The 23,677-nt window shown below is 51.8% G+C and carries 23 protein-coding genes; 1 reads left to right on the plus strand and 22 read right to left on the minus strand.

The window, feature by feature from the left end:
- Positions 1-194: 194 nt before the first annotated feature.
- On the minus strand, positions 195-1,262 hold the full coding sequence (locus D328_RS0110315; protein WP_026281112.1) for an ABC transporter ATP-binding protein: 1,068 nt from the start codon (positions 1,260-1,262) through the stop codon (positions 195-197).
- Between the two features lie 732 nt (positions 1,263-1,994).
- Between D328_RS0110315 and fabV the strand changes: the two genes are divergently transcribed.
- Positions 1,995-3,191, plus strand: a complete 1,197-nt coding sequence (gene fabV, locus D328_RS0110320; protein WP_018884923.1) for an enoyl-ACP reductase FabV — start codon at positions 1,995-1,997, stop codon at positions 3,189-3,191.
- A 151-nt stretch (positions 3,192-3,342) separates the two neighbouring features.
- Here fabV and D328_RS0110325 read toward each other — a convergent pair whose 3' ends face one another.
- From D328_RS0110325 to D328_RS28795, 21 genes are all read right to left on the minus strand, one after another.
- A complete protein-coding gene (locus tag D328_RS0110325) occupies positions 3,343-3,861 on the minus strand; it encodes a GyrI-like domain-containing protein (RefSeq protein WP_018884924.1) in 519 nt (172 codons plus the stop codon).
- 32 nt (positions 3,862-3,893) lie between these two features.
- Complete coding sequence (locus D328_RS0110330) at positions 3,894-4,367, minus strand: VOC family protein (protein ID WP_169445794.1); 474 nt, start codon at positions 4,365-4,367, stop codon at positions 3,894-3,896.
- A gap of 29 nt (positions 4,368-4,396) precedes the next feature.
- The gene (locus D328_RS0110335; RefSeq protein ID WP_018884926.1) at positions 4,397-5,107 is read right to left on the minus strand and encodes an RNA polymerase sigma factor; all 711 of its coding nucleotides are present in this window, start codon (positions 5,105-5,107) and stop codon (positions 4,397-4,399) included.
- Between the two features lie 176 nt (positions 5,108-5,283).
- On the minus strand, positions 5,284-6,279 hold the full coding sequence (locus D328_RS0110340) for a Gfo/Idh/MocA family protein (RefSeq protein WP_018884927.1): 996 nt from the start codon (positions 6,277-6,279) through the stop codon (positions 5,284-5,286).
- On the minus strand, positions 6,276-8,087 hold the full coding sequence (locus D328_RS0110345) for a CRTAC1 family protein (RefSeq protein WP_025676715.1): 1,812 nt from the start codon (positions 8,085-8,087) through the stop codon (positions 6,276-6,278). Before D328_RS0110345 ends, D328_RS0110340 begins: the two co-directional genes overlap by 4 nt.
- Before the next feature lie 130 nt (positions 8,088-8,217).
- Positions 8,218-9,204: a DUF1702 family protein gene (locus D328_RS28760; RefSeq protein ID WP_018884929.1), complete on the minus strand. Its 987-nt coding sequence runs from the start codon at positions 9,202-9,204 to the stop codon at positions 8,218-8,220.
- A 1-nt stretch (position 9,205) separates the two neighbouring features.
- Positions 9,206-9,463: an acyl carrier protein gene (locus D328_RS28765; RefSeq protein WP_018884930.1), complete on the minus strand. Its 258-nt coding sequence runs from the start codon at positions 9,461-9,463 to the stop codon at positions 9,206-9,208.
- 17 nt (positions 9,464-9,480) lie between these two features.
- Positions 9,481-10,236, minus strand: coding sequence for a 3-oxoacyl-ACP reductase FabG (fabG, locus tag D328_RS0110360; protein ID WP_018884931.1), 756 nt, complete (start codon positions 10,234-10,236; stop codon positions 9,481-9,483).
- Between the two features lie 9 nt (positions 10,237-10,245).
- The gene (locus tag D328_RS0110365; protein ID WP_018884932.1) at positions 10,246-11,535 is read right to left on the minus strand and encodes a beta-ketoacyl synthase N-terminal-like domain-containing protein; all 1,290 of its coding nucleotides are present in this window, start codon (positions 11,533-11,535) and stop codon (positions 10,246-10,248) included.
- A complete protein-coding gene (locus D328_RS0110370; protein ID WP_018884933.1) occupies positions 11,495-12,364 on the minus strand; it encodes a beta-ketoacyl synthase N-terminal-like domain-containing protein in 870 nt (289 codons plus the stop codon). Before D328_RS0110370 ends, D328_RS0110365 begins: the two co-directional genes overlap by 41 nt.
- On the minus strand, positions 12,361-13,566 hold the full coding sequence (locus tag D328_RS28770) for a beta-ketoacyl-[acyl-carrier-protein] synthase family protein (RefSeq protein WP_018884934.1): 1,206 nt from the start codon (positions 13,564-13,566) through the stop codon (positions 12,361-12,363). Before D328_RS28770 ends, D328_RS0110370 begins: the two co-directional genes overlap by 4 nt.
- Before the next feature lie 26 nt (positions 13,567-13,592).
- Positions 13,593-14,543, minus strand: coding sequence for a tetratricopeptide repeat protein (locus D328_RS28775; RefSeq protein WP_018884935.1), 951 nt, complete (start codon positions 14,541-14,543; stop codon positions 13,593-13,595).
- Positions 14,544-14,684: 141 nt separating this feature from the next.
- Positions 14,685-15,359 carry a helix-turn-helix domain-containing protein gene (locus D328_RS28780; RefSeq protein WP_018884936.1) on the minus strand — a complete coding sequence of 225 codons (675 nt, stop codon included), beginning with the start codon at positions 15,357-15,359 and terminating at the stop codon, positions 14,685-14,687.
- A gap of 227 nt (positions 15,360-15,586) precedes the next feature.
- Positions 15,587-16,675: a class I SAM-dependent methyltransferase gene (locus D328_RS0110390; protein ID WP_018884937.1), complete on the minus strand. Its 1,089-nt coding sequence runs from the start codon at positions 16,673-16,675 to the stop codon at positions 15,587-15,589.
- Positions 16,676-16,680: 5 nt separating this feature from the next.
- Positions 16,681-17,031 carry a cupin domain-containing protein gene (locus D328_RS0110395; protein WP_018884938.1) on the minus strand — a complete coding sequence of 117 codons (351 nt, stop codon included), beginning with the start codon at positions 17,029-17,031 and terminating at the stop codon, positions 16,681-16,683.
- The gene (locus D328_RS0110400) at positions 17,024-17,785 is read right to left on the minus strand and encodes an SAM-dependent methyltransferase (protein ID WP_018884939.1); all 762 of its coding nucleotides are present in this window, start codon (positions 17,783-17,785) and stop codon (positions 17,024-17,026) included. Before D328_RS0110400 ends, D328_RS0110395 begins: the two co-directional genes overlap by 8 nt.
- Positions 17,782-19,284: a class I adenylate-forming enzyme family protein gene (locus tag D328_RS28785; RefSeq protein WP_018884940.1), complete on the minus strand. Its 1,503-nt coding sequence runs from the start codon at positions 19,282-19,284 to the stop codon at positions 17,782-17,784. Before D328_RS28785 ends, D328_RS0110400 begins: the two co-directional genes overlap by 4 nt.
- Before the next feature lie 2 nt (positions 19,285-19,286).
- On the minus strand, positions 19,287-20,123 hold the full coding sequence (locus D328_RS0110410) for a phytanoyl-CoA dioxygenase family protein (protein ID WP_018884941.1): 837 nt from the start codon (positions 20,121-20,123) through the stop codon (positions 19,287-19,289).
- 14 nt (positions 20,124-20,137) lie between these two features.
- Positions 20,138-20,704 (minus strand): FAD-dependent oxidoreductase, encoded by a 567-nt coding sequence (locus D328_RS0110415; RefSeq protein ID WP_018884942.1) that lies wholly within the window; start codon positions 20,702-20,704, stop codon positions 20,138-20,140.
- Positions 20,705-20,824: 120 nt separating this feature from the next.
- Entirely contained in the window at positions 20,825-22,138 is a 1,314-nt protein-coding gene (locus tag D328_RS28790; protein WP_025680065.1) for a type III PLP-dependent enzyme domain-containing protein, read from the minus strand.
- Between the two features lie 53 nt (positions 22,139-22,191).
- Complete coding sequence (locus D328_RS28795; protein ID WP_169445795.1) at positions 22,192-23,661, minus strand: preATP grasp domain-containing protein; 1,470 nt, start codon at positions 23,659-23,661, stop codon at positions 22,192-22,194.
- Positions 23,662-23,677: the final 16 nt, after the last annotated feature.

Below are 23,677 nucleotides of genomic sequence, written 5' to 3' on the forward strand. Positions count from 1 at the left end.
TGTACTGATAGCAAAAAATGAAAAAAGGTGGTGCACCGTCATTATGACAGTACACCACCCGAGACGCAGCAACCTTATGAACTTATAGGCCGCTGTTGCTATACAATTATTTCAACAAAATGCATTCTGTAGATACAATGCCGTCAGGAGCTACTATCCCCACCAGTCTGACCTTGCATCATGATCCGTTTGCCTTACAGCTCGTAGGCATCTACCATGACAGGCTCAGCATAGTTCTGCTCCAGATCGCGACGCTTAGTCTTCACGACTTCTGGCGGCTCTACCGCTGGAGACATCGGATGAAGCAGCCAGGACTTCACGTAATGTGTATCCGATACCTTGAACAACGGTGGCTCCTTCTCAAAGTCAATATTCATAGCATAGGAGCTTCTCAGCGCAAATGCATCACCTTTAGGAGGATGTAACAAGTCTGGTGGCGTACCTGGAATCGCAGTCAGCTTGGTGCCTCTGCTGTCTAGGTGCGGCATGGATGCAAGCAATCCCCATGTATATGGATGACGCGGATCGTAGAAAATCTCCTGTACTGTTCCGGTCTCCACAATCTGACCAGCGTACATAACAGCTACGCGGTCTGCCATTTTCGCTACGACGCCAAGATCATGGGTAATGAAAATAATGGCTGTCCCAATCTTCTTCTGCAGATCCTTCATCAGTTCCAGAATCTGAGCTTGGATTGTAACGTCAAGAGCCGTTGTTGGCTCGTCCGCAATCAGCAGCTTAGGGTCAGCAGCCAGTGCCATTGCAATAACGACGCGCTGACGCATACCGCCACTGAATTCATGCGGATATTGATTGAAGCGCTGCTCCGGCAATGGAATACCTACCAGATCCAGCAACTCAATTGCCCGCTTGCGCGCTGCTTCTTTATTCATTTTTTTGTGCTTGAACAGCACTTCTGTGATCTGCTTACCTACCTTGATTGTCGGGTTCAGAGAGGTCATCGGATCCTGGAAGATCATGCCGATCTCATTACCACGAATGCTCTGCATCTGCTTGTCATTCTTCTTAATGATTTCCTGACCGTCAAACATAATCTGTCCACGCTTGTACATTCCTTGTGGCTCAGGGATTAGCTTCATGATGGCCTGTGAGGTAACGCTCTTGCCTGAACCGGATTCACCTACGATGGCAAGTGTCTCCCCTTTGTTCACGTAAAAGCTGACTCCGCGGATCGCCTGCAGCTCGCCGCCACGAGTCTTAAATGAGATAGCTAAATCCTTAACTTCCAAAAGACGACTCATATGTTATATCACTCACATTCATTATTTAATAAGAAAAACATCAATCGACGTACTTGCGTAAGAAGATAGACCGCCTTAAGCAGTTGTTTTTCTTGCGATTATACAAATGACCAGCTCTGCTAAAGCTGTTAGGTTGTATAATCTAAAGAAAAACATCAATCGACGTACTTGCGTAAGAAGATAGACCGCCATAAGCGGATGTTTTTCTTGCGATTACAAGATGACTCAGCTCCACTGATGCTTGTGCATGTTACCCACAGTTATATAGACACAACTTGCACAATTATTTAATTTATTCTACCCACTCTCCGACCTGACGTCAAGAATTAAACAGTGGATAAAAAATAATAAAAACAACGGATTGACACTCGCACAACTGCAAATAAACCAAATATTAGGTGATGATACCTATCTGATACATTGCACGATCTCTTACATTCTATACAATAATCCCTATGAACGTCAAAACAATCTTTGACATGTAACATATTCACGTCATGTTTATTAACACTTAAAAACACATTCAGAAATAACAGCTCCATCATGTGCTCACCAACCAAATAATGACTAAATCCGGTTAAATGGAGACACAAGGTTTTCGTTTTTCAAAAAAATCGTTAAAATAGGATAGTACATCAAAGAATACAATGATGGTTTAGAAAGAGATTGTGAATCAGACTTCACGCTTTCGCTTGTACAATTTTCGGATCTGAAGAGAGGTAATGAATACACATGATTATTAAACCAAGAACCAGAGGTTTTATCTGCACAACGGCTCATCCAGTCGGATGTGCTCAGCAAGTACGCGAGCAGGTACAATATGTACAATCCCAGCCAGCCATTAGCGGACCGAAAAATGTATTGGTCATCGGAGCTTCTGCAGGCTATGGACTGTCCTCACGCATTGTAGCGGCCTTCGGGGCTAATGCAAATACAATTGGCGTCTATCGTGAAAGCTCCGCAGGCAAGGGGCGTACAGCGTCTGCTGGCTGGTACAATTCGGCTGCCTTTGAAGAGGCAGCTCAGGAAGCTGGCCTCAAATCCTACAGTATTACAGGAGATGCCTTCTCAGCTGAGCTGAAGGCTGAAACGATTGAACTAATTCGTCGTGAGCTGGGCCAGGTTGATCTGGTGGTATACAGTGTAGCTACAGCTCGCCGTACCCATCCAGCTACAGGCGAGACCAAGACTTCCGTACTGAAGACACTCAATGGGACCTACACGAACAAAACGGTTAATTTCCATACCGGAGAAGTAAGCCAGGTTACTTTGGAGCCCGCTTCGGAGCAAGAGGTTGAGGATACTGTATTTGTCATGGGCGGTGAGGATTGGCAGGACTGGGTTAACCGCTTGCTCGAAGCTGGAGTGCTCGCAGACAACGCCACTACCATTGCCTATTCATACATTGGTTCGGAGATTACGAAGCCGATTTACCGCGACGGAACTATCGGCAGAGCCAAGGACCATCTGGAAGCTACAGCTCTTACAATGACCAACAAGCTCTCTTCTATTGGTGGACGCGCCTATGTTGCTGTCTGTAAGGCACTGGTTACTCAATCCAGCTCGGCGATTCCAGTCGTTCCTCTCTACATCTCCGCACTATATCGTGTAATGAAGGAGAAGGGGATTCATGAGGGCTGTATCGAGCAAATGTATCGTCTATTCGCAGATCGCCTGTATGCTGCAGACGGAACTCCGGTAGATGAGAAGGGACGCATCCGAATTGATGAATTGGAGCTGCGCGCCGATGTCCAGGAAGAGGTAGCACAGCTCTGGGCCACAGTGGATACAGACAACATCTATGACAAGACTGATCTGGAAGGCTATCGCCGTGAATTTTTCCGACTGTTCGGCTTCGAGATCGATGGTGTAGATTATGAGGCCGAGGTTGATCCTGAAGTAACCGTTGCAAATGTTATCAATAAATAAAAATATATCATGAATATCCGATGATGCTAGGTTCATGCAGGCTCTTGGCCATGCCAGCTGGCATTATCATGATTACAACAAAAGGATGCCCCGCTTGTACGACTTCGGGGCATCCTTTTTGGTCTTGCAGTTAGCAAGGTACCAACAACGATCAAGCGGGCTCAACAGCAATGCAGATATCATAGTCAAAGCTATCTATTTCCTCAGGTGCAATGTCGAAAGGATTTACAGGCTGCAAGCGATTGGCCTCAATCCAGTATACTCCCTCTTCCGATATAGCCTTATAGCCACTGCCGTCAATCCAGGCGAATAAATCCTGATAGATCGTGTTCAGGCGCTCACGATCTCCCTCGAACCGAAGGATTACATACTCACGGGTGGGTACCTCCAGAAGCTCTACAGCATCCGGGAGGGAAGTATCATGAGACACCTTGACACCGACCTTAATTTTCATCGTACCGTCACCCTCATCCGTGTTCCACTGCGGAGAAAATACATATCCGATCTCAGCATCGAGGCGCAGGGGGTGTTCGTCAGGTAGCATGGCCTCAATACGCTTCCACTGTCTACGAACCTCATGTCCCAGCTTGGCGAAGGGGGCCTCCACGGTCAGTACAGCCGCCTTGAAGCCCCCCAGCTTCTTGATCTCTACATCTTCGCTTGTGATCAAATGAATCTCCTCCTATCCAAATGTCTTGTGCATTACTCCGGAAATGAAATCAACTGTGCCCAATTGCCGTCCAGATCCCAAAAATCAAAGAACTGCATGCCAGCCTCATCGTGCACCTCGGTTACCTTCACTTGCTTCTCCTGGAAAAACCGATGGGCTTCCTCTACATCCGACGTGAACAAATTGAATGCAGCGTGCTTGCACTGCGGGATTGTCTCTGACCGGAACAAAGTAAGAGCTGTCGCTTGCGGACCAGCTCCCTTGAATCGAAAGCCGATATAGTTGGTATCTGGTGTCACGTAGACCCGATCCAAATCCAGCAATTGTTCATACCATTCAGCTGATCGCTTGAGGTCCGTCACCGGGATGAAGATGGTATCAATTCTCGTTACTAGTGCTCTACGTTCTGCCACGCCAAAGCTCACCTCTCTTTCGACGAAAATACTCGGCTCCTGCCGATTATGCCCCGTTAAATACGGGTGCGATGAATTAACGTAGGTATACACGAAAAATATACACCTGTTTTATATTTTTTTTATCTGGATGAGACCATACATACATTCCCGTCAGGGTCCTCGAAGGCGAATGATAGTCGATAAGCCCCCACCCGCATCTGTCTGAGGAAGCTGTCCTGCGAGGATATCTGTAAAAATGCATTAACAATTTGCTGTGCATCTCGCCGTCGGAAGCCTTCAACAATAGTTTGGAAAGCATCCCGCTCCAACAGCGTAGCCTTCGATATGGGCGCAACATCCAGATTTCCGTGACACGAGCGGGCTTGCAACATCTGAATTTTATGTCTGGCGCGGCTGCGGGTAATGTGCACTGCCCCTTCGGTACCTCCGATTAGTCCAGCAGTCTCCTTTGCCGTGAAATGAAATACATCCATGAGGAGCAGCACCACCAGATAACGGGGAGACAAGCGACTGGCAAGCAACTCCAACGTCTCCAGCAGTTCCATGCCATCAGCCATCTGTGCTCCCTGAAGCTGATGCTCAGGCAACATGTGCAGTGATACCTCCTTCAGCTTGCGCTTGCGGCACATATCAATCCATACACTTTTGGTAATCCGGTAAATGAAGGCTTTCGTAACAGCTCTGCTGCTGTCCTGCTTGAGTGCCCGCAAGAGGCGGAGTGCCGTCTCCTGATACACATCCTCGGCGTCGCCACTCCCTCCAGTAACAGAGAGGCTATACCTTCGGATATGCTCATGGTAGGTTGCCATCCATTCTTCCGTCCGACTCATGCTCTGCCCCCTCCGATCCATCCTATGACTGGGTTCGAATTTTTCCTTCTAATGATCATTTACCATAGTTTTCCTCCACTTACAAGTATGTATATACATTCACAAAGTCTATGTAGCTAAAAAGGCAAGGACTCCCATACGGAGCCCCTGCCTAAGTCGAATCTTCCTTCGCCAGATTACTGGCCTACAGATAACGCCTCAAACAATACCTTCATGCCCTGATACGCTTCCTGTCCGCTAACAGCAGGCTTTCTACCCTCCAGAATACTGTGAATAAAGTCGTCTACCATGCCCGACTCCATACCCCCGTCCTTCCGGAGAGGGAGCGCGACCGTCTCTGTTACGACACTGCCGTCCATATCCGATATCGTAATCGAATCCATTGTCTCCCCGAACAACAACGTGCCTTTCGTTCCATAAAAAACAGTCCTGTGCTCCTGTAGCGGATTGTTCCAGCTAACCTGCACGGTGCCCAGCACTCCTGCCGCAGTCTGTAGCACCAATGCCGCACTGTCATTCACTCCTGATATGCCCCTTACGCTTGAGGTCAAGGCATGCACCTTTGTAATCTCATCTGCCAGCATCCAGCGCAGCATATCCAGGCGATGAATGCCGAGATCCCCGAGCACACCAAGTCCTGTCTCACTGCCATTCAGGAACCAGCTCTCACTGCCATCTACGCTCCACAGCTCTGGCCCGCCATGCTGAAATTGAGTCATCACTTGTGTGACCTTGCCGATCCGGCCGCTATCCAGCCAATCCTTGGCTCTTCGAAATACCGGGTGCAGCCTCTGATTATGTCCGATCGCCAGCACCTTGCCTGCACGTTCGGCCTCCTCAATCATGAGCTGGCACTGCTCCAGACTTACAGCCATCGGCTTCTCCACGAACACATGCAGTCCCCTGCGCAATGCATGCACCGCATCTGCTGCATGCAGCCAATTCGGGGTGCAGATGATAACCGCGTCCAAGGCAGCAGACCGAAGCATCTCCTCAGCAGTATCATAGACACCTGTCACACCATATCGCTCAGCAAGCTCCGCAGCCCTTGCTTTGCGCGTATCACACAATGCCGTGAGGACAGCCCGTGGGTGGGCGAGCAGCTCAGGAATATGCCGGGTAACAGCAATTCTGCCACACCCGATGATCCCAATGCGTAATTGCTCACTCATTGGCCTGTATTCTCCTCTCCATTGCTTGGATCTGAATTCGTGGCGCGGGGCTGTAGCGTATCCTCCATAGGAGTATCCGGCTCTGTCAGCTTCAGAATCTGATCGGCCTCCACATTCTCCAGCTCTTGTACTCGGCCACTTGGCCATTGAATAGTGAGCTTGTCCACCTTGGTGTGAGCACCTAGGCCAAAATGAATTCTCGGATCACTCTGAGCTCCGTGAGAATTGCCACCATCTCGTTCAATGGCAGTACGGATGCCTCCAATTTCAAAGATAGCTTTCGCTCCTACAGCATCCCGATTGCTCGGGAAGGTACCCTCCAGATCCAGCTTGATCCAGTGATTCCCCGTCTCATTATGACTCTTGTAGAGCTTCTGCTCCGCACCCTGATTGGCAAATACCATATCGAGCGTTCCGCGATTCCATAGATCCACGACAGCAACGCCACGGCTATCCAGATCAAAGGTAATGCCCACATCCTGAGCGACGTCCTTCATCGTCGTGCCATTATTCCAGAACAGAAGCTTTTTCTCATAGCCCGACAGGCTCTTGTCTTTGAATGGCGGCCAATTTTTCGTATCCTCTACAATTGTACCAGGCGTAGTCGCAAGGGTTCCAAGGTCGAACCAGTAGTCACGCTTGGTGCTATCCGAGATGAAGCCATTGGTCACCATCAGACTGAAATTCCCACTGTTATCGGCATCCAGGAATCGTGCTCCCCAAGAGAAGCCTGCGAGATTGATGCCCATTTCCTCTGCACGATCCACGAATTTGCCGTCAGCATTGGCCTGCCACAGCTGGTTACCCTCCAGAATATAACGGGACTTGCTTACATTGGATACATAGACAGCCTGATTACCGTCGTGGAAGACGTCTGCGAAATCTGCATTCATCCCTTTGTAAGTGTCATCGCCGATTCCCCGCTTTTGAATAATACGTTCGAAATCCTTTCCTTCGCGGTTGAGATACAGCACATCTGGACCAAAATCATTAGCGTTATAGATATCAGGCCAACCATCGTTATTCAGGTCTGCAGCCCCGGCAGCTAGCGTCCAGCCCGTATCACCAGTGCCTGTCTCCTCCGTTACATCTGTAAAGGTGCCGTCCCCGTTGTTGCGCAGCATGATGTTCGTCCCGCCGTTACGTGCTTTTTCGAAATCATTATGCATAATCTTGGTGGTGGTCAGGTTGAACAGATCATGGTCTTCATGAAAATAACCACCGAGATAGACATCCAGATACCCATCCCGGTTATAGTCCAGCGAGATAACTTTGGCAAAATTGCCCATAATGTTGCTTACTCCACTCTCCTCGGATACATCCGTGAAGGTACCGTCTCCATTGTTGCGGAATAGCTGGACAGGTCCCCCCCATTTGCCGATTAGCAAGCTGGGATAACCACTGTTATCATAATCCAGCCATAACACGGTCTCCGATACCCCAGTCTGATTGACGTCAGCAACACCCAGTTCCTCGGCTACATCCGTAAAGGTACCATCGCCGTTATTGCGATAAAGGGCGTTCTTGCTGCCACGGGCGGAGCTGGTAAAATAAATATCCATCAGACCATCGCCATCATAATCCTCGACAGCCACTCCCGCTCCTGTCGATGCCAGCCAGGGCATCACATGCTCGACCTTGGAGTCGAATACAGCCTTCTCATGCTTGAAGTCGATCCCTGCCTGCTTCGTGACATCCTCATAGCTGAAGCCATATTCGGCTACTTGGGACCCACCAGCCGCGCAGCCGCTTAAAGCTGCACCCGCCAACATGATCCATACACATGACATCGTGAAAGTTCTCCGCACAATGATCCTCCTTTGGCTCAATTTGCTCGTGTGAGGCTGCATTGAGCACTTGGGCTTTTTGAATCGTTCAATATTAAATCGCTTGCTACACTTGACTATGAACCAGTGCTAGTTCGAAATAAGCACGGTATTAAAATGCTCCTTGTCCATTCGAAACTGAGCTCAGCTTACGTCTTACTCCTTGAATCCAGTGCACATAGGGGTTCTCTCCTGCCAAGCTCCGCTGTTGAATCCTATCCTCAACGCTCGCCTTCACTTCATGCACCAGCCGAATCGCCTCGGTTATCTGTGCCTGTGAGGAGGCCGTCAGAGCAGCTACCCTATGCTCGAAGTCTGGCGTCTGGAGCCTACGGGCCTCCCAGCCGAAGGATAGCCCCTGAACAAAGCCTGCTCGCAGCTCTTCAGGGATGTAAGCAGACAGAGCGCAGGTCCATTCCATGTCGTCGAACATGCTGTAGGCTGCCGCCAATCCTGCTCCACTCATGGCATCGGCTTGATGCTCGGAGGGTAGCTTATCCACTTGCTGCATTAGCTTCATGGGGTTGAATTCGCATTGGAACCATAACCAGCGTCCCAGGCCTTGATAGCATACGGTCTCGCCAACGGGTCCAAACCGCGCGAAGCGGGCGATCGTCTGCGGCTTCGATGCGAAGCGCTCCATTCCCGTTCGGAAGCCAACTCCGTCAAAGATGATCGGGCCATGCAGAGGATCAAGACTCCCCAGCATACGCTCATAAGCCTGAGCCCGATATCCGTAGCGAGTCAGCAGCCACCAGCCCAATCCGACATAGTATTGGTAAAGATAAGCGTTGGACACCTGGGCAGCATTATACTCAAAGGCTCGCAATTCTCCGAAGCGAAACAGGCTGCGGGCACCTAACCCCATCCCCATGCCCTCATAGGCAAAGCCCCGGTAAAAGTCATCGAACCGTTCATCCAACCGAGTACGTACACGTTCGGGGTCCAGCTCCGCCTCTTCAAGTACGGTGTTGTAGCCTTCCAGAAAGGCTCCCAGAATGGTGGAGAACCGATCTACAAAACGGGGCGTCCCCGTCTCCAGCAGCGGAATTCGTCGCGCTACAGCCCCGTAATTCCGGCGCAGCCATTGCACACGCATCTCATACCCCCTTGGACTGGGCCAAAGCGACAATGTCTTCGAGCGTTCGGATGCTGCTTAGTTCATCTTCTTCAATTCGGGCGCCAAATTCTCTCTCCAGATACACTGACAGCTCCAGTGCTGATAAGGAATCGATCCCTAGCTCCCCGAGCGGAGTCGCGAAGTATTCGGCAGGCGTCAGCCCGAGATCGCCTTCTCCGCTCACGTCTTGCGCCAGCTCGTACAGTCTGCTCCTCAACTTCTCCTCTGATTGATTCATGCCTATTCCTCCTTGGATTAGTAAAGTCCTCCATCTACGCTGAGTACAGCACCCGTCACATAAGAAGCCTCGTCAGACAACAGGAAGAGCACCACCCGGGCTATCTCCTCTGGCTGCGCGAAGCGGCGAAGCGGTATGCCGCGCGTTACTCCCTTTCTGCGGCGATCAGTCAGATCACCTACCATTCCGGTGTCGACGTAGCCAGGTGCTACGGTGTTGACTCGTACCCCCAGCGGACCGGCTTCACGGGCGAGTGCCTTGCCGAACCCGATGACCCCGGCTTTCGCAGCCGAATAATTGGTCTGCCCTGCTGTACCACTTAAGCCCGACACCGAGGCCACGTTCACGATACTGCCCTGCTTGCGGGTCAATGAAGGCAAGGCCGCCTGCACGACCGGAAAAAGAGCGACCAGATTTACCTCCAATACATCCTGCCAGCTCTGCTGCGGCATCGTGTAGAGCGGAGCGTCCCGAATCATGCCCGCATTGTTAACAAGGTAATCCAGCTCCAAGCCCCGAAGCTCCTCCAGGAGTGCTGCACAGTTCGTCGAATCTGTAAAATTGGCCCGAATTGCTCTTGCATTCTCCAGCCCGCCGCATTGCTCGATTAAGGACTCCGCAGCCTCGGCGTTACTTGAATAAGTGAATACTACCTGTGCCCCTGCGGAGACTAGCATGCGGACAATGGCTGCTCCGATCCCCTGTGATCCCCCTGTTACAAATGCTGTCCTACCCTTGAAATTCCGTATCTGTAAGCACTGCTCTTGCTTCATATCATCCTCCTAACTCCATCGCTCCAGCCTGCAGGCAGCGTGGAAACCTCCATAAGCAGGCACTGCCTTGATGATGGATTGCAGTGGTGTCTGCAGGACTCTCTGCACAACAGGCATTCCCAACTTGGGATCGACGATTTCACAGTGTGCGGTAGCAGGTACCAGTTGCTCTCGCAGACAACGAATGCCAAGCAGCAGCTCCATCATCGCACTGGCACCCAGCGTGTGCCCCAGCCCTCCTTTAAAGGCTGCTATCAGGGGAACGTCTCGTTCCAGCCTGTCCATGGCCAGGGTGATTTCTGCAGCCTCGTATCGATCCCAGAGTCGGCTGCCGGAACCATGCGGAATGAGCAGATCCACCGTCTCCCTTTTCCCCTTTCTCACGGCCCCTTCAATAACAGACGCATAGGTATGTCTGCTAACATCAGGCAGCGTCATGCTCCATGAATCCTGCGCAAAACAGCCTCCTGTATAGCTGCACAGCGGAAGCGCCCCACGTAGTCTGGCATGCTCAGCTGTCTCCAGGATCAGTGCGCCTGCTCCATCACCAAGCACGGACCCGTCCCGCTTCGTATCGAACGGGCGAAGAGCTCCGGACGGTGAGAGAGCCCCCTTCTCATCAAGCCACAGGTATTCAGTGACATGTGCATAATCCGAGCAAGCTACAATGACTACATCCGTGTCCCCCGAGAGCAGCAGCTTGCGACCTAGCTCTAGCGCATATAGCCCTGATGCACACGCATTATTGACTGTATAAGCCATGCCATCGACCCCGAACAATTGGGCGATATAGAACAGGTACGGAAAGGTCTGCAGATGAAAGAACGATTGCTGTAGCTTGGAAAAGGCAGGAGTAGTATCCGGCTGTCCTAGCAGACGATCAGCCAAGGATGTGACTCCCAAATTCTCATGTCCGATGACTAGCGACACCCGGCAGGGCTTCGGCCACGCAAGCGAGTCGGTCCCAGCTGCTAATCCGGCATGCTCCAGCGCCTGACGAATAACGGCTATCAGCATTTGGACATCGGCATCCTCTGCGAGCCCCCACCGCTCAAGCGCGGCGTGCTCGGATGGCAGCAGCAGGGCTTGTAATCGTTCCTGCTCTATGCCATAGACTGGATACGCCAGTTCATCACCGATTCCAGCCGTAGCATAGATTCTTCTCCCTGCCTGTGTATCTCCCCTCAGAAGCGCTTGCCACACCTCTTCCTCCGTGCTGCCGCTTGAGGCTAGCAGGCCCGTTCCTGTAATGACCGCCTCAGGCCGAGCCTGAGATGGGTGCAACGAGTTGGACAACATGGCCCCCTCCCTCCGCATAAGCCAGCCAGATCTGATGATCCTCAAGCTCTGATTTCATCCCAAGTGGGCGATTGTTCTCACGTAATTGTTCAGCCTCTGCAGCCACACAGAGCATCAAATCTCCCGAACGTGGTACGAGGAGCAGCCTGTCGACGTCTTTCTCCTTAACCATATCTCTCCAGCTGCATTCAGCTGGTAGGGCTTGCAGCAGGAAGGCAGCAGCATACTCGCCCGAAGCCTGCGGGGGTTCTACATAATCAGTCAGCTTGTCAGGAATATGCACGTGTACGATACAGACGACGATCCTGTCCACCAGGTTCAGCCGCAGTAAATCCGCTGCATATTGAAAAGCCTGCACCCCGGTACGTGAGCCGCTAGACACCGTAACATTAACGCCTGTAATGCCGAACTGGGCCGCAAGATGCCCGCCTACGACATTTAGAACCGTCTCTGGAAAAATGGCTGGATTGGTGCCGTTGACTCCGAACGAGGCTGCATCCTCATCGAGCTGAAGAATGGCCTCAAGATTCGTATACTCCCCACCAATAATCATTCCCGTTCGTTCTGGACATTCAAGCTCAATCCCCTTCAGGGCTTCCGCCACAGCCAAATAAGCCATTCGTGAGGGGCGTCCCCACTTCCGGACTCCTGGCAGTCTGATCGCAGTCACCTCAGCAGGAATTCGTTCAAGCCGTGGGGACAGCGTAGGATTGTTCATGGCTCTCCTGAGCCATGGCTGGGCTAATCGTGTACCGGCTCCCGCCGGGGTCACCGCCCCGCTGCTCAGCATTAGTAGCTCCGTGCAGCTGCTTTTGCCGGAATTGCTCATCCTGTCGTTCTCCTTTCGGGAGCAGCTAGCACGATCGAAGAATTAATACCTCCGAACGCGTAGGAATTGGACATGACAATGCCCACACGTCCCTCCTGTACCTGCCTGTTAATAGTTAATTGCTCATGTATGCAGATGGGATCGATGTGCTCGGTATTGGCTGTTGGTGGGAATGCGCTGGTCTCTATGGTCTTCACACACATGACAGCTTCGATGGCACTGGCAGCCCCAAGCGTATGTCCAAGATGGCCTTTGATGGAATTGACCGTAAGCCGTTCGTCCCGATCCTTATCCATGAACACCTCCATAATCGCTTTGGCTTCCATTCGGTCATTAGCAATCGTACCTGTTCCATGAGCACTGACATGCGTGACCTCGTACGGAAGAACACCAGCAGCGCTCATCGCCTGCCGCATCGCCCGAACGGCCCCTTTCGCCTCAGGATCAGGCTGTGTAATATGATGCGCGTCGCAGCCCAGTCCATAGCCCAGAAGCTGCGCCCTCTGTGAAGCTCCACGCTTCTGGGCATGCGCTCGCGTTTCGAGCACCAGCACCCCGGCTCCCTCACCGAGAATCAGCCCTTGGCGATTCACGTCAAAGGGACGACAGCAGTCTGGTGACATCGCCCGCAGACTGGAGAATCCCGTAAAGGCCACCCACGACAGCGAATCCACTCCACCTGCAATCATAATGTCAGCCCGGCCGAACCTTAACTCATCCATGCTCTTGGCAATGGCAAAATTCCCGGCTGAACAAGCATTTGTGAACGTCCATAGCGGTCCTTGAAGCCCCAGCTTCGCCGCGGTATGAGCGGCAATCCGGCTCGGTCCACCTTGGACTGCTGGATTCGCACCTCGAAGAGCCTGCTCCAACGGCTCAATCTCGCCCATCGTTGTACCTACGCACAGACCTACACGATAACGAGACAGGTCTGCAATGCTTAGGCCTGCTGAACGTAGAGCTTCCTCTATCGCTGGCATAAAAATGCCAATAGTTCTTCCACCCCCATCGAGCAGGCTCTGCTGCTCGGGGGCAGGTAAATGGCGGATCTGACAAGCCATCTTATTCGTATGTGAGCTGACATCGAACAAGGTGAGTGGCTCCGTACCACACTTCCCCGCCAACAACGACTCCCATAGCTCACTCGTATCACGCCCGATCGAGGTATGTGTGCCGATTCCTGTAATCATTACTTCATCCATGAACCATCCACCTTTGCATGCATTTCCTAGCGAGTCTCCACTGATTCGGCTTGCTCCCAGATCACATTCAGATTCGTCATATCCGGGGCAGGGCGCTCGAATTGCTCCATTCCCCGTTCTGCCGACACAATCACCTCAGCCTGATCCTCACCTGCTTCTACACGATTGCGCAGCTCTTCATTTTCAGGATACTGCTCGTACCCTTCCTCCCAGATTTTGATGCCTTCTGCGATCTGTCCCTTCTTGACCAAAGCATCTCCCAATGCAAGATAAGCTCTCGTCCACAATTCCGGCGAACGACCCTCATATTGACGCGCCACAGCCACACAGAAGGACAAGTCCTGAATGGACAGATCGATTCGCTGCAGCCCTACAGGCCAATAGAGATTGTTGATTCCCCGGGCATAGTGAGCCATCCAGTCATACGGATTGCGCTCCAGCACACGATCGAGTATTTCGATGGCAACATATGAACGTTGTCCCAGCACTGCTGTTCCGATTGAAGGGTCCTGGAGTCTATCAATGATGGCCATAGATTTTTGGATTTCAAGCTGCGGCACATCCTGAGCGTTGAGTCCCTCGACGAAGGATACGAATTCTTCGCTACGCTCCGTGTCCATCAGTTCCAATCGCAATGCAGTGGAGTAAGCAGCATTCGATGGATCATAGGCAACCGTCTCTTTCAGATATCGCACAATCTCCGATTGCTCCAACTGCTTGTTACGAGATGCAGTAAGAGCATAAGCAAAGAGCTGGTCAGCCTCCTCCACACTTTGCAGCGGAAGTTGTGGTCTCTCCACCGTATCCTGTTGAGCTGTCGCGTAGGATTGCGCCTCCTTGGCAAAATCCAGCTGAAAGGATTCCCACGAGGCTTCTGAAGAGATCGCAGGTAGATCATATGGCTTTGTCCACCACCAGTAGCCGCCTGCCAGTAGCAGAATCAGCACAATTACGATGGATATTGTTATTTTTTTCATACAATACTCCTCAATTGGATAGAGTCATGTGCAGCCTTCCCGCAGGACACGAAGATGCTGGAATATTCCTACGTGAGTACAGCTCCGATCCCTGTCTGCAAGAATGCCGTTCATGCTTGTATGGAATGCCGGGCCCGTACTCTATGTCCGATCGGCCTTCCAGTACATTCGTTTGAAGCGGGAGGGAGGCATGCCTACCTTCTTTTGGAACATACGGCCAAAATGGGTCAGATCTCCATAGCCCACCGCATAGCACACATCTGTTACAGACTGGTCGGTCATCAGCATTTCCTTAGCCAGCTTAATACGCTCATTGATCAGAAATTCACGAAAGGTAAGGCCCATTTTTCTTTTGAACATTTTGGAAAAGTGCCACTTGCAGACATAGTTTTGTCTGGCGACCTCTTCCAGGGTCAGATCGTTATTGTCCAGATTTTCCTGAATATAGTTGATGGATTTGTTCCAGTCGATATCATCAGCTTTGGCTCCCACTTCTGCTTCTGTAGTCTGCGAACCGGGAAGTGAGGCCAAATAATACATCAATAGCTGGATGATGAATCGAGCCTGCTTGTCTGCCTGTGAGATCAGAAACTTGGGCAGATGGGAAGGAAGACTAGACCAGTGGAATCCTGGCGGCCAGCTATCGCCTGAGCTTACCACCAGCAACGCTCCTGCCTCACCACCCTCTGCCATACGACTGGCATCCTCCCACGATACAGCATACCTTACCGGTATATTCTCCCAAGACTGATTCAGTTCTGCGCCGATCATCTGGCTACTTTCCGAGCACTGCTCCACATCCCATACAACAACCAAAGAACTTCCCCTCCTGCCGTGTTTATAGTGGTTGTACCAGTAATTTAATGATAGATTTTTCCACAGAAGGTAACTCGGCTTTTTTTACCCATAAATCGGCTTTTTCCCATTTTCATCAATTGGAATTACGTAGGAATACTGGAGATTTTGTCGAAAAAAAAAGACACCACGTTGGGTGCCCATGTTTGCTAATGAGTCATTTTCTGTGCTTTGTGTCTGCGTAGACATTATTTTTGTGCTGTAATTATCGCACCACGTATGGCCGTACCACTGTTCACTTCAACATTGACCTGAGCGTACCCCGCCTCCATCAGAAGACTTCCCCAATCCGCTGCAGTACGGAATCCAAAGCAAGGGGTTCCCTCCCTCATTCCAGTAATCTTGTAGAAGCCCGGCAGTAGCGAGAACAAAAATTCCTGATGCAGCAGCACATCATAATCTGCCCTTACACACTCGGAAATGATGAGCTGACCCTTGTCTGTCAGCAGCTCACGCAGATGACCAAGCACAGTCGATAGGGGGCTCCCGCAATGCACGGTATTGACTGCGTAGATGAAATCATATGAGTCCTCATCTGCAGGGGAGAAACGATTCATGTCGAGCTTGCGAGAGCTGAATGGAATCTCGGGAAATTCGGGGGCTAGAAGCCGTCTGGCCTTCCCTGCGAGCAGCGGGCTCACATCTGTAAGCGCGTAACCAGCAATAGTCTGATGGCGTAAACGAAGCTCCTCGACCAAGGCTCTTGCTGCAGATCCGTATCCCGCTCCGAGCTCAAGAATCTTCGGAGAATGACCAGGAAGAATACGGTCTGCCAAGGATTCGGCTGCCCATTGATTGTGGACCGAGTACAGATCATGAGCATTATTGAAGTAGCTTTCCCACAGGGAGGTGCCCTGCGCGCCGAACATAACCTGCATCACCTGAGACTCACCGTTCAATATGGCTAGCCAGTGGGAGGCCACATAATCAATCATCGTCAGTGACGGCTGTATATGAAGATTCAGAGCCTGCACGTCCCGCTCCCGAAGGTCGAGACCTGATGGGCGGCCTGCGGTCCAACGATAAAGCTCTGCGCCCTCCCCTACCAAGTGTCCCTCCTGAACCAGAAAGGCAAGAGCCCAGTGCACAAGTGACCGATATGAATCCAGACAACGAAGCTGCTGCTCAGCCTGCTCCCTGGAAAATGTGTCTGTGTCGTGTAGGCCTACATGCTCTAACTCCTGGCGAATCCGACCGGCAGTATAGCTGGTGACAAAATCATAGGCTGCATGATATACATCGTTAAATAAAGTACGACTGTCATTCGTAATCATCATGCTGCTCATTCCCGGTTCACAATCTGTCTCGTCTCTACATCATAGTCAATGTACAAGAACATAATGCAGCCTGTCTTGGTCGTTACCTCGTGGGGCTCACCATGCCCCGCCGTCAGAAAATCTCCCGCATACATCACTTGGCCATCATCCATGATCATATCTCCCTCAAGCAATATTGCTATTTCACGCTGAGGATGATCATGCATGGGTATAACACTGCCTGGCTTCATTTTGAGCAAAAAAGCACGTCGCTCGGAGGAAGCCTCCTCCCACAGATAGCACATCTCCGTATTTTCGTAGATTCCCTCATGCCATTGCCGCTCTGCCGTTGGAATAATGGTATGCTCCTTAGACATGTCCCCGCTCCTTTCGGGATAGAATAACCAGCCGTGGGCTGTTCACCGTCAGCTCCGATGCATCGAATCCTCCATAGACCTGCTCTACATTCAAACCTGCTGTACGTATCATTCGAATCAATTCCGTCGCACTATAAAGACGTAGCTCCAGCAAGGAGCTGCGCTGCTGATCGCCTTCATACCAGAAGATATGCTCACGCCAGCGTCCATTCACAGGATTAAAGATCCGTTCAGAGAAGACCGGACGTCCATTCATGTGGTTCCATGTATTTCTTAGGCCCTGTAGCTTGTAATCACGGTTCTCCGTCTCCTGCAGAAATACTCCCTCTGACTTGAGCGCTGTGTAGACCTTGCTCAGAATCAGTTGATCCCCTGCCTCATCATCAATGTAACCATAGGCTGTACCTACATTAATGACCGCATCGAAGGTCGCTGTAAAATCCAGATCTCGCATGTCCGTCTCCAGATAGGTTACCTTCTGGTGTGCTTCAGCGGTTCGCCTGCGCGCTACTTCAAGCAGCTCCTTTGAGGCATCAACGCCTGTGACCTGGTAGCCCCTTCGGGCCAGCTCAATGCTTAGTCTCCCTTGACCACAGCCAAGATCGAGTATGGCTGCACCCGGCGGGAGCTGCAAAAGCTCTACAATGCGCTGTGCCTCAAAGGCTGTACGCTCTGGTGACAGAATAACCTCTGAGAACCTGACATAATCCTCACCAAAAAAAGCATTCCAATGCTCGCGTTCCCTCAATGTCATACCTCTCTTTCCTGAATGAATGGACGAGCTGGTCGGCTTATTTTGCCAGAAGGCGTCTTGGGCAGCTCACTCTTCAGCTCCAGCTCGTCAGGCCACAGCCGCTCGTCTCTTTCCCCACGCAGCAGCAGCCGATAAATCTCCTTGGCCTCCATGCCAGGCTCCGCCACCACCCAAGCCACAATCCGGGTTCCTTGTGGAGTCGAAGTCCCGAATACCATAGCCTCCAGAATCCCTTCAATACCTGTCAGCCACGACTCAACCTCAGCCGGATGCACGTTCATCCCCGAGCGGATCAGCATATCATCTGCCCTTCCATACACATGAAGCTCCCCATTCTGCCAAGAGGCCAGATCCTGTGTACATAACCATCCGTCTCTGAGACGGATGTCGGTCGCTTCCTTATCATCTAAATAACCAGCCATAACCCCTGGACCAGATACCCATAGCACTCCCGTGTTCGCCCCCATGCTTGCGGCTGTCACAGTATTCTCAGGCGGCTCAATCCGGATCTGAACTCCCGTGATCGGCTTGCCGACGCAAGCCAGTGACTCAGACTGTGCGATGTCCAGCAGGCAGCTCACCCTTGGCGAAGCCTCCGTCAGTCCATACGCATTACTCAGCGTAGCCTCTGGAAAGCCTCTCCTGATTCTGTCTACATGAGCTGGCAGCAACAGCTCACCGCTAAGCACAATGCGCCGCAATGTATCTGTATCATATCGGGATGCTCTTCCAGCCAGAGCAGCAGCTACGGATGGTGTCGTACACAGAATCGTCCCGTCATGCTCCTGTACCGACCTGACAATGGCGAGTGGGCCTCGTTCATGGGCGCGCAGTAGGATGGAGCTGCCATGATACAATGCCGGTAATAGCTCGCCAGTAATCGCCGAAGCATGGGCTAGGGAACGCACCATGACGAGGCGATCCTCCGGGCCCAGTCTGAAATAATCCAAAACACCAGCAAGATTGCCCCCTATATTCCGATAGCTCAGCATTACACCTTTCGGCTGTCCACCTGTGCCTGAAGTGAACAGCAGCATAGCGATCCCTGCTGCGAGACTGCTATCTGCATGCTGCAAGTCATAGTAGCCATGCTTGTTACCGAAATGGCTTGACGCCGGCAGGAGTAGCTTACCCTGCTCGTCCAACTGCTCATCACGCAAATATAACGCAGGGCGAACACTGCCAAGAATTCTGCGGCATTGCGCTGGACTACGCACGGGATCAACAGGAACTGCCGTTAAGCCCTCCAGAAAAATGGCCAGCAGCAATGGAACCGCCCTCCAGCCAAGCCAGACGTCGAACGCCACACTAGCATGATTGCTGTCCCCTTCTTGTGAAGCACAGCCAGCCTTGCGCAAAGCTGCAGCGTTCCATTCCACAGCATCCAGAAGCTGCCTATAGCTGGTGGCACGCCCCTCCTCATGTATGAAGCATGTCCTGTCACCATGTCGCGCCAGAATGGCTAAATACGCTTTCACATCCCACGTAGACTGCTTCATTCCTATTCTCTATGAATAATCTGGTCGTAGAATTTGGCATCCCGAAATTCAAAGAGGGTCTCCTTTGTCTCCACGACTCGCGGGTCTGAGTTCAGTCGTCTCCGCACCTTTACGCCATGCTTGTTCACCAGATTGCTGTAATTCAATGTAATCTTCTCCACACTGCTCCGGGCAAAATGAGTAACGATCGCTCGTCGGAACAAGTCCTCCGACTCGTTATGGGAGGAGCCATGCAGAATATTGCCGTTGAAGATTACGACATCTCCCGGCTCATTCTCCACCTGCCGAATGCTGTAGCCCTCTGGGAGATCCAGACGCAGTCCATATGCATTCACCGTCTTGGGCACATTTGCTGGTGAAATGATCTCCAGTCGATGTGAACCCGGCACGACATGTAGGCCACCATTGCTCTCCTCTGAGCGGTCCAGGCTCACCCAGACCGCATAGGTCGTGTCTGGATAGGCACCAATACTGTAGTTGTCTTGATGAAGCGGTAGCCCGCTTGCCCCTGGAGCCTTGAAATAATAGCTTGTCTGACACGCAAGCATCTCCTCGCCAGTCAGATTCTCCAATGCCTCCATGGCTTCTGGCTTCAGGATAAAGCGAGTGATTCCCTCATGGTCTTTGTGATAATCCCGCAAACGAGGATACAGACTATTGAGCGGACGATTGGGCGCTTGCTGAATATGCCCCCCGGCCATAAGCCGAAGCCAGATTTTATGGTAGAGCTCATTGAGTACGTTCACTTCTTCAGGTGAGTATAGTCCCTTGATCACCAGATAGCCCTCTTGTTCAAAAAAAGACTTCTGCTCCTCGCTTAATGTCATAGCCTGACTCATTATTAATCACCTCTTCAGCACATGTTATCGTGATCCTGATAGGAACGACCGGTAATATCACCTAGCCAGGTGACTGCCACATGGGCCCCGTGCCCGGAGGTAACGGATACATGCATACTAAGGCCTGTACATACCCCCGCTGCCCGAATTCCTGGTACATTGGTTCGTCCTTCGGTATCTGTGTTAACTATCATATTTCCGTTGTTATCAGATACCAGTTCGACTCCTGCGTGCTCCGCAAGCTGATAAGCCTTTCCTGTCGCCAGCAGCACGCGTGGAGCGCAATAGGCTGACTGCTCGGTGCGGATGATGAAGCCGTCACCCGTTGCCTCCAGCGCTTCAACAGCAGCTACCTCCAACTGAGCTCCGCTACGCTGTGCTTGCAGCTTTCCTGTCTCGAACAGGTCATATCCTGTCATGCCGGTAATGCCATAATGGTTGGCAACCCAGGCATGATGGGTACCACTCTGGCTGTTGTCGAGCAATATCGTGCGTTGACCAGCACGTGCCATGAAATTCGCCGCGCTCGCTCCCGCAGGCCCGGCCCCGATAATAACAATATCTGCTTGTACTGTCTCCACTGTCCTCCTCCTTCCTACGGCTATGCACTCCTGTTCATCTCAGTGCATCCCGTCTGATGTCTATATCATAATTCGTACGAACCCATACGCTCTCGACGATCGTTGGCGTCCTATTCGGCTTTACTCGCTTGTATGCTCCTGACCATCTTCATCCGGTACACACGTCCTCACTTCACGATGTGGCAATAGCCTGATCCGAGGAAGGGACCATTCATCGCGATCCCGTATGAGGATGGCATCCCCTTCATGCAGCAGCACCTCGCGGGGAATCCCATGGCTCAGGAACAGAACCGGGCTCATCGTAAGCCCGTAGGCTCCCGAATTCAACACGGCTATAACGTCTCCAGGCTGTAGTGGAGGCAGCATGACATCCTCAGCCAGCAGATCAGCTGGCGTACACAAAGGACCTGTGATGGTTACGGGCACCTCGTCTGCTGCCATATTCCGTGCCCAGGCATAGACGGGGAAATGCCGCCGAAGCAAGCTACCTGCTCCTCCTGCTGCTGCGTGATGATTCGTCCCACCATCGGTAATGGCAAATTGCTTGCCCTGCGATTCCTTCGTATATCTCACGCTGGACAGATAGCTCCCCGCCTCCGCCATCAGAAATCGACCCGATTCCGCCAGTAATTCGATAACAGGATAACGTGAGCGGAAAGCATCTATCAGGCCGTAGGTTCTGGATCTGAATTCCTTCAGGTCCAGTGGTTGTTCATTTTCGTAATAAGGCACACCGAAGCCACCACCCACACCTACATAATCCAGTTCCAGAGCATGAGCAACCATGAATCGTTCTGCAAAATCAAGCACGTATGACAGATTCGCTGCCAGTGTCTGCGCGCTCAGTATTCGGGTACCATAATAGGCGTGGATGCCGGATAGACGGAGATGCTCCGACAATGCAATCATGGTAACGGCTTCATCCAGCTGCGTCTCATCTATGCCGAATTGTCGAGCCGTCCCGCCCATCTTCAACCGTGCACCATGGATAGCGGTCTGTGGATTAAATCTCAGCCCCACACCCACCCTGAGCTCCCTTTCTACCGCAAGTCGCTCCAGTATTTGAAGTTCTTGAAGTGACTCCACAATGATATAGTGAATTCCTATGTCCAAAATTCGCTCCAGCTCACCCAAAGATTTACCTGGTCCTACATACATCATCTGATCAGGAGTAGCGCCCGCTGCAAGAGCCGTCTCCAGCTCTCCGGCGGAGCAGATCTCGAGCCCCAGTCCTTGTCGATGAATGTGACTCACCAGCGTTGGATTGGGGTTCGCCTTCAGCGAGTACATCAGTCGAACAGATGGATGCAGACTATCCAGAAGCATCCTGATCCGTTCATTAATCACCTGTGTATCGTAGACATATAGCGGAGTACCAAAGGTCTCCGCACATGCCAGCAAGTCCGACTTGCCTTCTGGTATATGATGCTTCATGCCACTCCTGTCCTCCTCCGAAGCCAGATGTCCCATTTTGTCATCACTCCCTTTCAGTTACGGCATTGAATGCCGGGGATTTCCTCCAAGAGCTCCTTACAGCGTTGGATATAAGAGCTGCATTGCTCCGTGGATGAGCCTATACTCATGATGTATAGCCTCCCTTGTCCCTGTTGGTCCACTTTTCTCTTGCCCTCACCCGGGTACGCGTACTTGCTATCTTTTTGCGTCTCACCAGCATCCATTGTCCGCACTGAATCCGCACAGGCTGGTGCAAATGCACATACTACAATGCCTAGTCGATGCTCTAGTGTATAAAGAACTGGCTTCAGCGCTTGTTGAAGCTCTGCGAAGCTGAAGGCACGCTCTCTTCGGAATTGAATCTGGCTGATCAAGGCATAGTCAGCTCGTTCGCTCAGCAGCTTGTCCAATAGCCCGACATGATAGGATGACATATTCAGCCTTGCATTGATCTCAAGACAGGGATAGATCGTGCCTTCCTTGCTGATCATGGCATCAATTCCTACCGGACCAAAGTAGCTGTCAGCTGCCAGCCTGCTTCCAATCCGCTCTCCCGTATCGCGCATGACCGCCTCCAGTTCCGCAGAAATGCCGTGCGGATACTGATGCCCCTGGTGAACTCCTTGTTGAACCAAGGCCCGAAGTAGTGTTCCCCAGCGCATATTTCCCTGAGGATCTATGGTGAAGGTCGCATTCAGATCACATTGCTTAGGGAGCCATTGCTCGATTACAAATTCAATACGTTCATGTCCATCACGCTCGGCTGACCTTCGCAGAAGTCTCATGATCTGCTCGAAGCGCTGCTCATCCTCCAGTACGATGATCCCTTTGCCGGATACGCCCATCGCGTCCTTCACTACGAGAGGACCAGACTTCCACAATGAACGCAACTCATGGGCAGCCTGCTCCAGCTCCGTGAGCGTATGGGCTGTACTGCCTTTCGGCTGCCGAATGCCGAGCTCCGCGCAGATCCGCCTGGAATAGATCTTGCTATTGACCTTCTGCACGACCTCCGATTCGGGGGCCGCCAGCCGTAGATCACTGCGATGTGCAAGACGTTCCTCTGAGGGCGAAGCACCATGCGGCATAAGAGAGACGCTAGCCTGGTGCTCTGTAATTCGCTGCTGTGATGCCCATTGCCGAATCTGAGCGCATACGTGCTCGTCTGCCAGTAACGAGTCTGTGAGTGGCAAGGACGGAACACCATCAATCGTGATGAACTTTGGTACCGACCAGCCAAGCTGCTTCATATATTGGATAAAATCAGGGTCTGGTCTCCGATGTAGCAACACCAAGTCATGGGGATCAGCAAGCCATAACGCGAGCTCACTCAGACTGTTGATCAGTGACTCACTCCCAGCTGAATGCGTAGACAGCAAGGGTAGCGAGAGCAGCCCCTCCGTTCGCCAGAACCGCTCAACCTCGAAATTACCCAACCATACAAGCCTTCCGTTCTCTTCCAATCCTATCGATTCTCCAAGCTGATCTCGCAGTCTGCCCACGAGCATCCCTCGCTTT

The sequence above is a fragment of the Paenibacillus massiliensis 2301065 = DSM 16942 genome (genome assembly GCF_000377505.1).
Taxonomy (GTDB): domain Bacteria; phylum Bacillota; class Bacilli; order Paenibacillales; family Paenibacillaceae; genus Paenibacillus; species Paenibacillus massiliensis.

Coding starts and splice junctions, on each gene's coding strand:
- D328_RS0110315 (WP_026281112.1), bottom strand. CDS start 1,262: ATGAGTCGTCTTTTGGAAGTTAAGGATTTAGCTATCTCATTTAAGACT.
- fabV (WP_018884923.1), top strand. CDS start 1,995: ATGATTATTAAACCAAGAACCAGAGGTTTTATCTGCACAACGGCTCAT.
- D328_RS0110335 (WP_018884926.1), bottom strand. CDS start 5,107: ATGAGTCGGACGGAAGAATGGATGGCAACCTACCATGAGCATATCCGA.
- D328_RS0110340 (WP_018884927.1), bottom strand. CDS start 6,279: ATGAGTGAGCAATTACGCATTGGGATCATCGGGTGTGGCAGAATTGCT.
- D328_RS28760 (WP_018884929.1), bottom strand. CDS start 9,204: ATGCGTGTGCAATGGCTGCGCCGGAATTACGGGGCTGTAGCGCGACGA.
- D328_RS28765 (WP_018884930.1), bottom strand. CDS start 9,463: ATGAATCAATCAGAGGAGAAGTTGAGGAGCAGACTGTACGAGCTGGCG.
- fabG (WP_018884931.1), bottom strand. CDS start 10,236: ATGAAGCAAGAGCAGTGCTTACAGATACGGAATTTCAAGGGTAGGACA.
- D328_RS0110365 (WP_018884932.1), bottom strand. CDS start 11,535: ATGTTGTCCAACTCGTTGCACCCATCTCAGGCTCGGCCTGAGGCGGTC.
- D328_RS0110370 (WP_018884933.1), bottom strand. CDS start 12,364: ATGAGCAATTCCGGCAAAAGCAGCTGCACGGAGCTACTAATGCTGAGC.
- D328_RS28770 (WP_018884934.1), bottom strand. CDS start 13,566: ATGGATGAAGTAATGATTACAGGAATCGGCACACATACCTCGATCGGG.
- D328_RS28775 (WP_018884935.1), bottom strand. CDS start 14,543: ATGAAAAAAATAACAATATCCATCGTAATTGTGCTGATTCTGCTACTG.
- D328_RS0110390 (WP_018884937.1), bottom strand. CDS start 16,675: ATGATGATTACGAATGACAGTCGTACTTTATTTAACGATGTATATCAT.
- D328_RS0110395 (WP_018884938.1), bottom strand. CDS start 17,031: ATGTCTAAGGAGCATACCATTATTCCAACGGCAGAGCGGCAATGGCAT.
- D328_RS0110400 (WP_018884939.1), bottom strand. CDS start 17,785: ATGACATTGAGGGAACGCGAGCATTGGAATGCTTTTTTTGGTGAGGAT.
- D328_RS28785 (WP_018884940.1), bottom strand. CDS start 19,284: ATGAAGCAGTCTACGTGGGATGTGAAAGCGTATTTAGCCATTCTGGCG.
- D328_RS0110410 (WP_018884941.1), bottom strand. CDS start 20,123: ATGAGTCAGGCTATGACATTAAGCGAGGAGCAGAAGTCTTTTTTTGAA.
- D328_RS28790 (WP_025680065.1), bottom strand. CDS start 22,138: ATGAAGCATCATATACCAGAAGGCAAGTCGGACTTGCTGGCATGTGCG.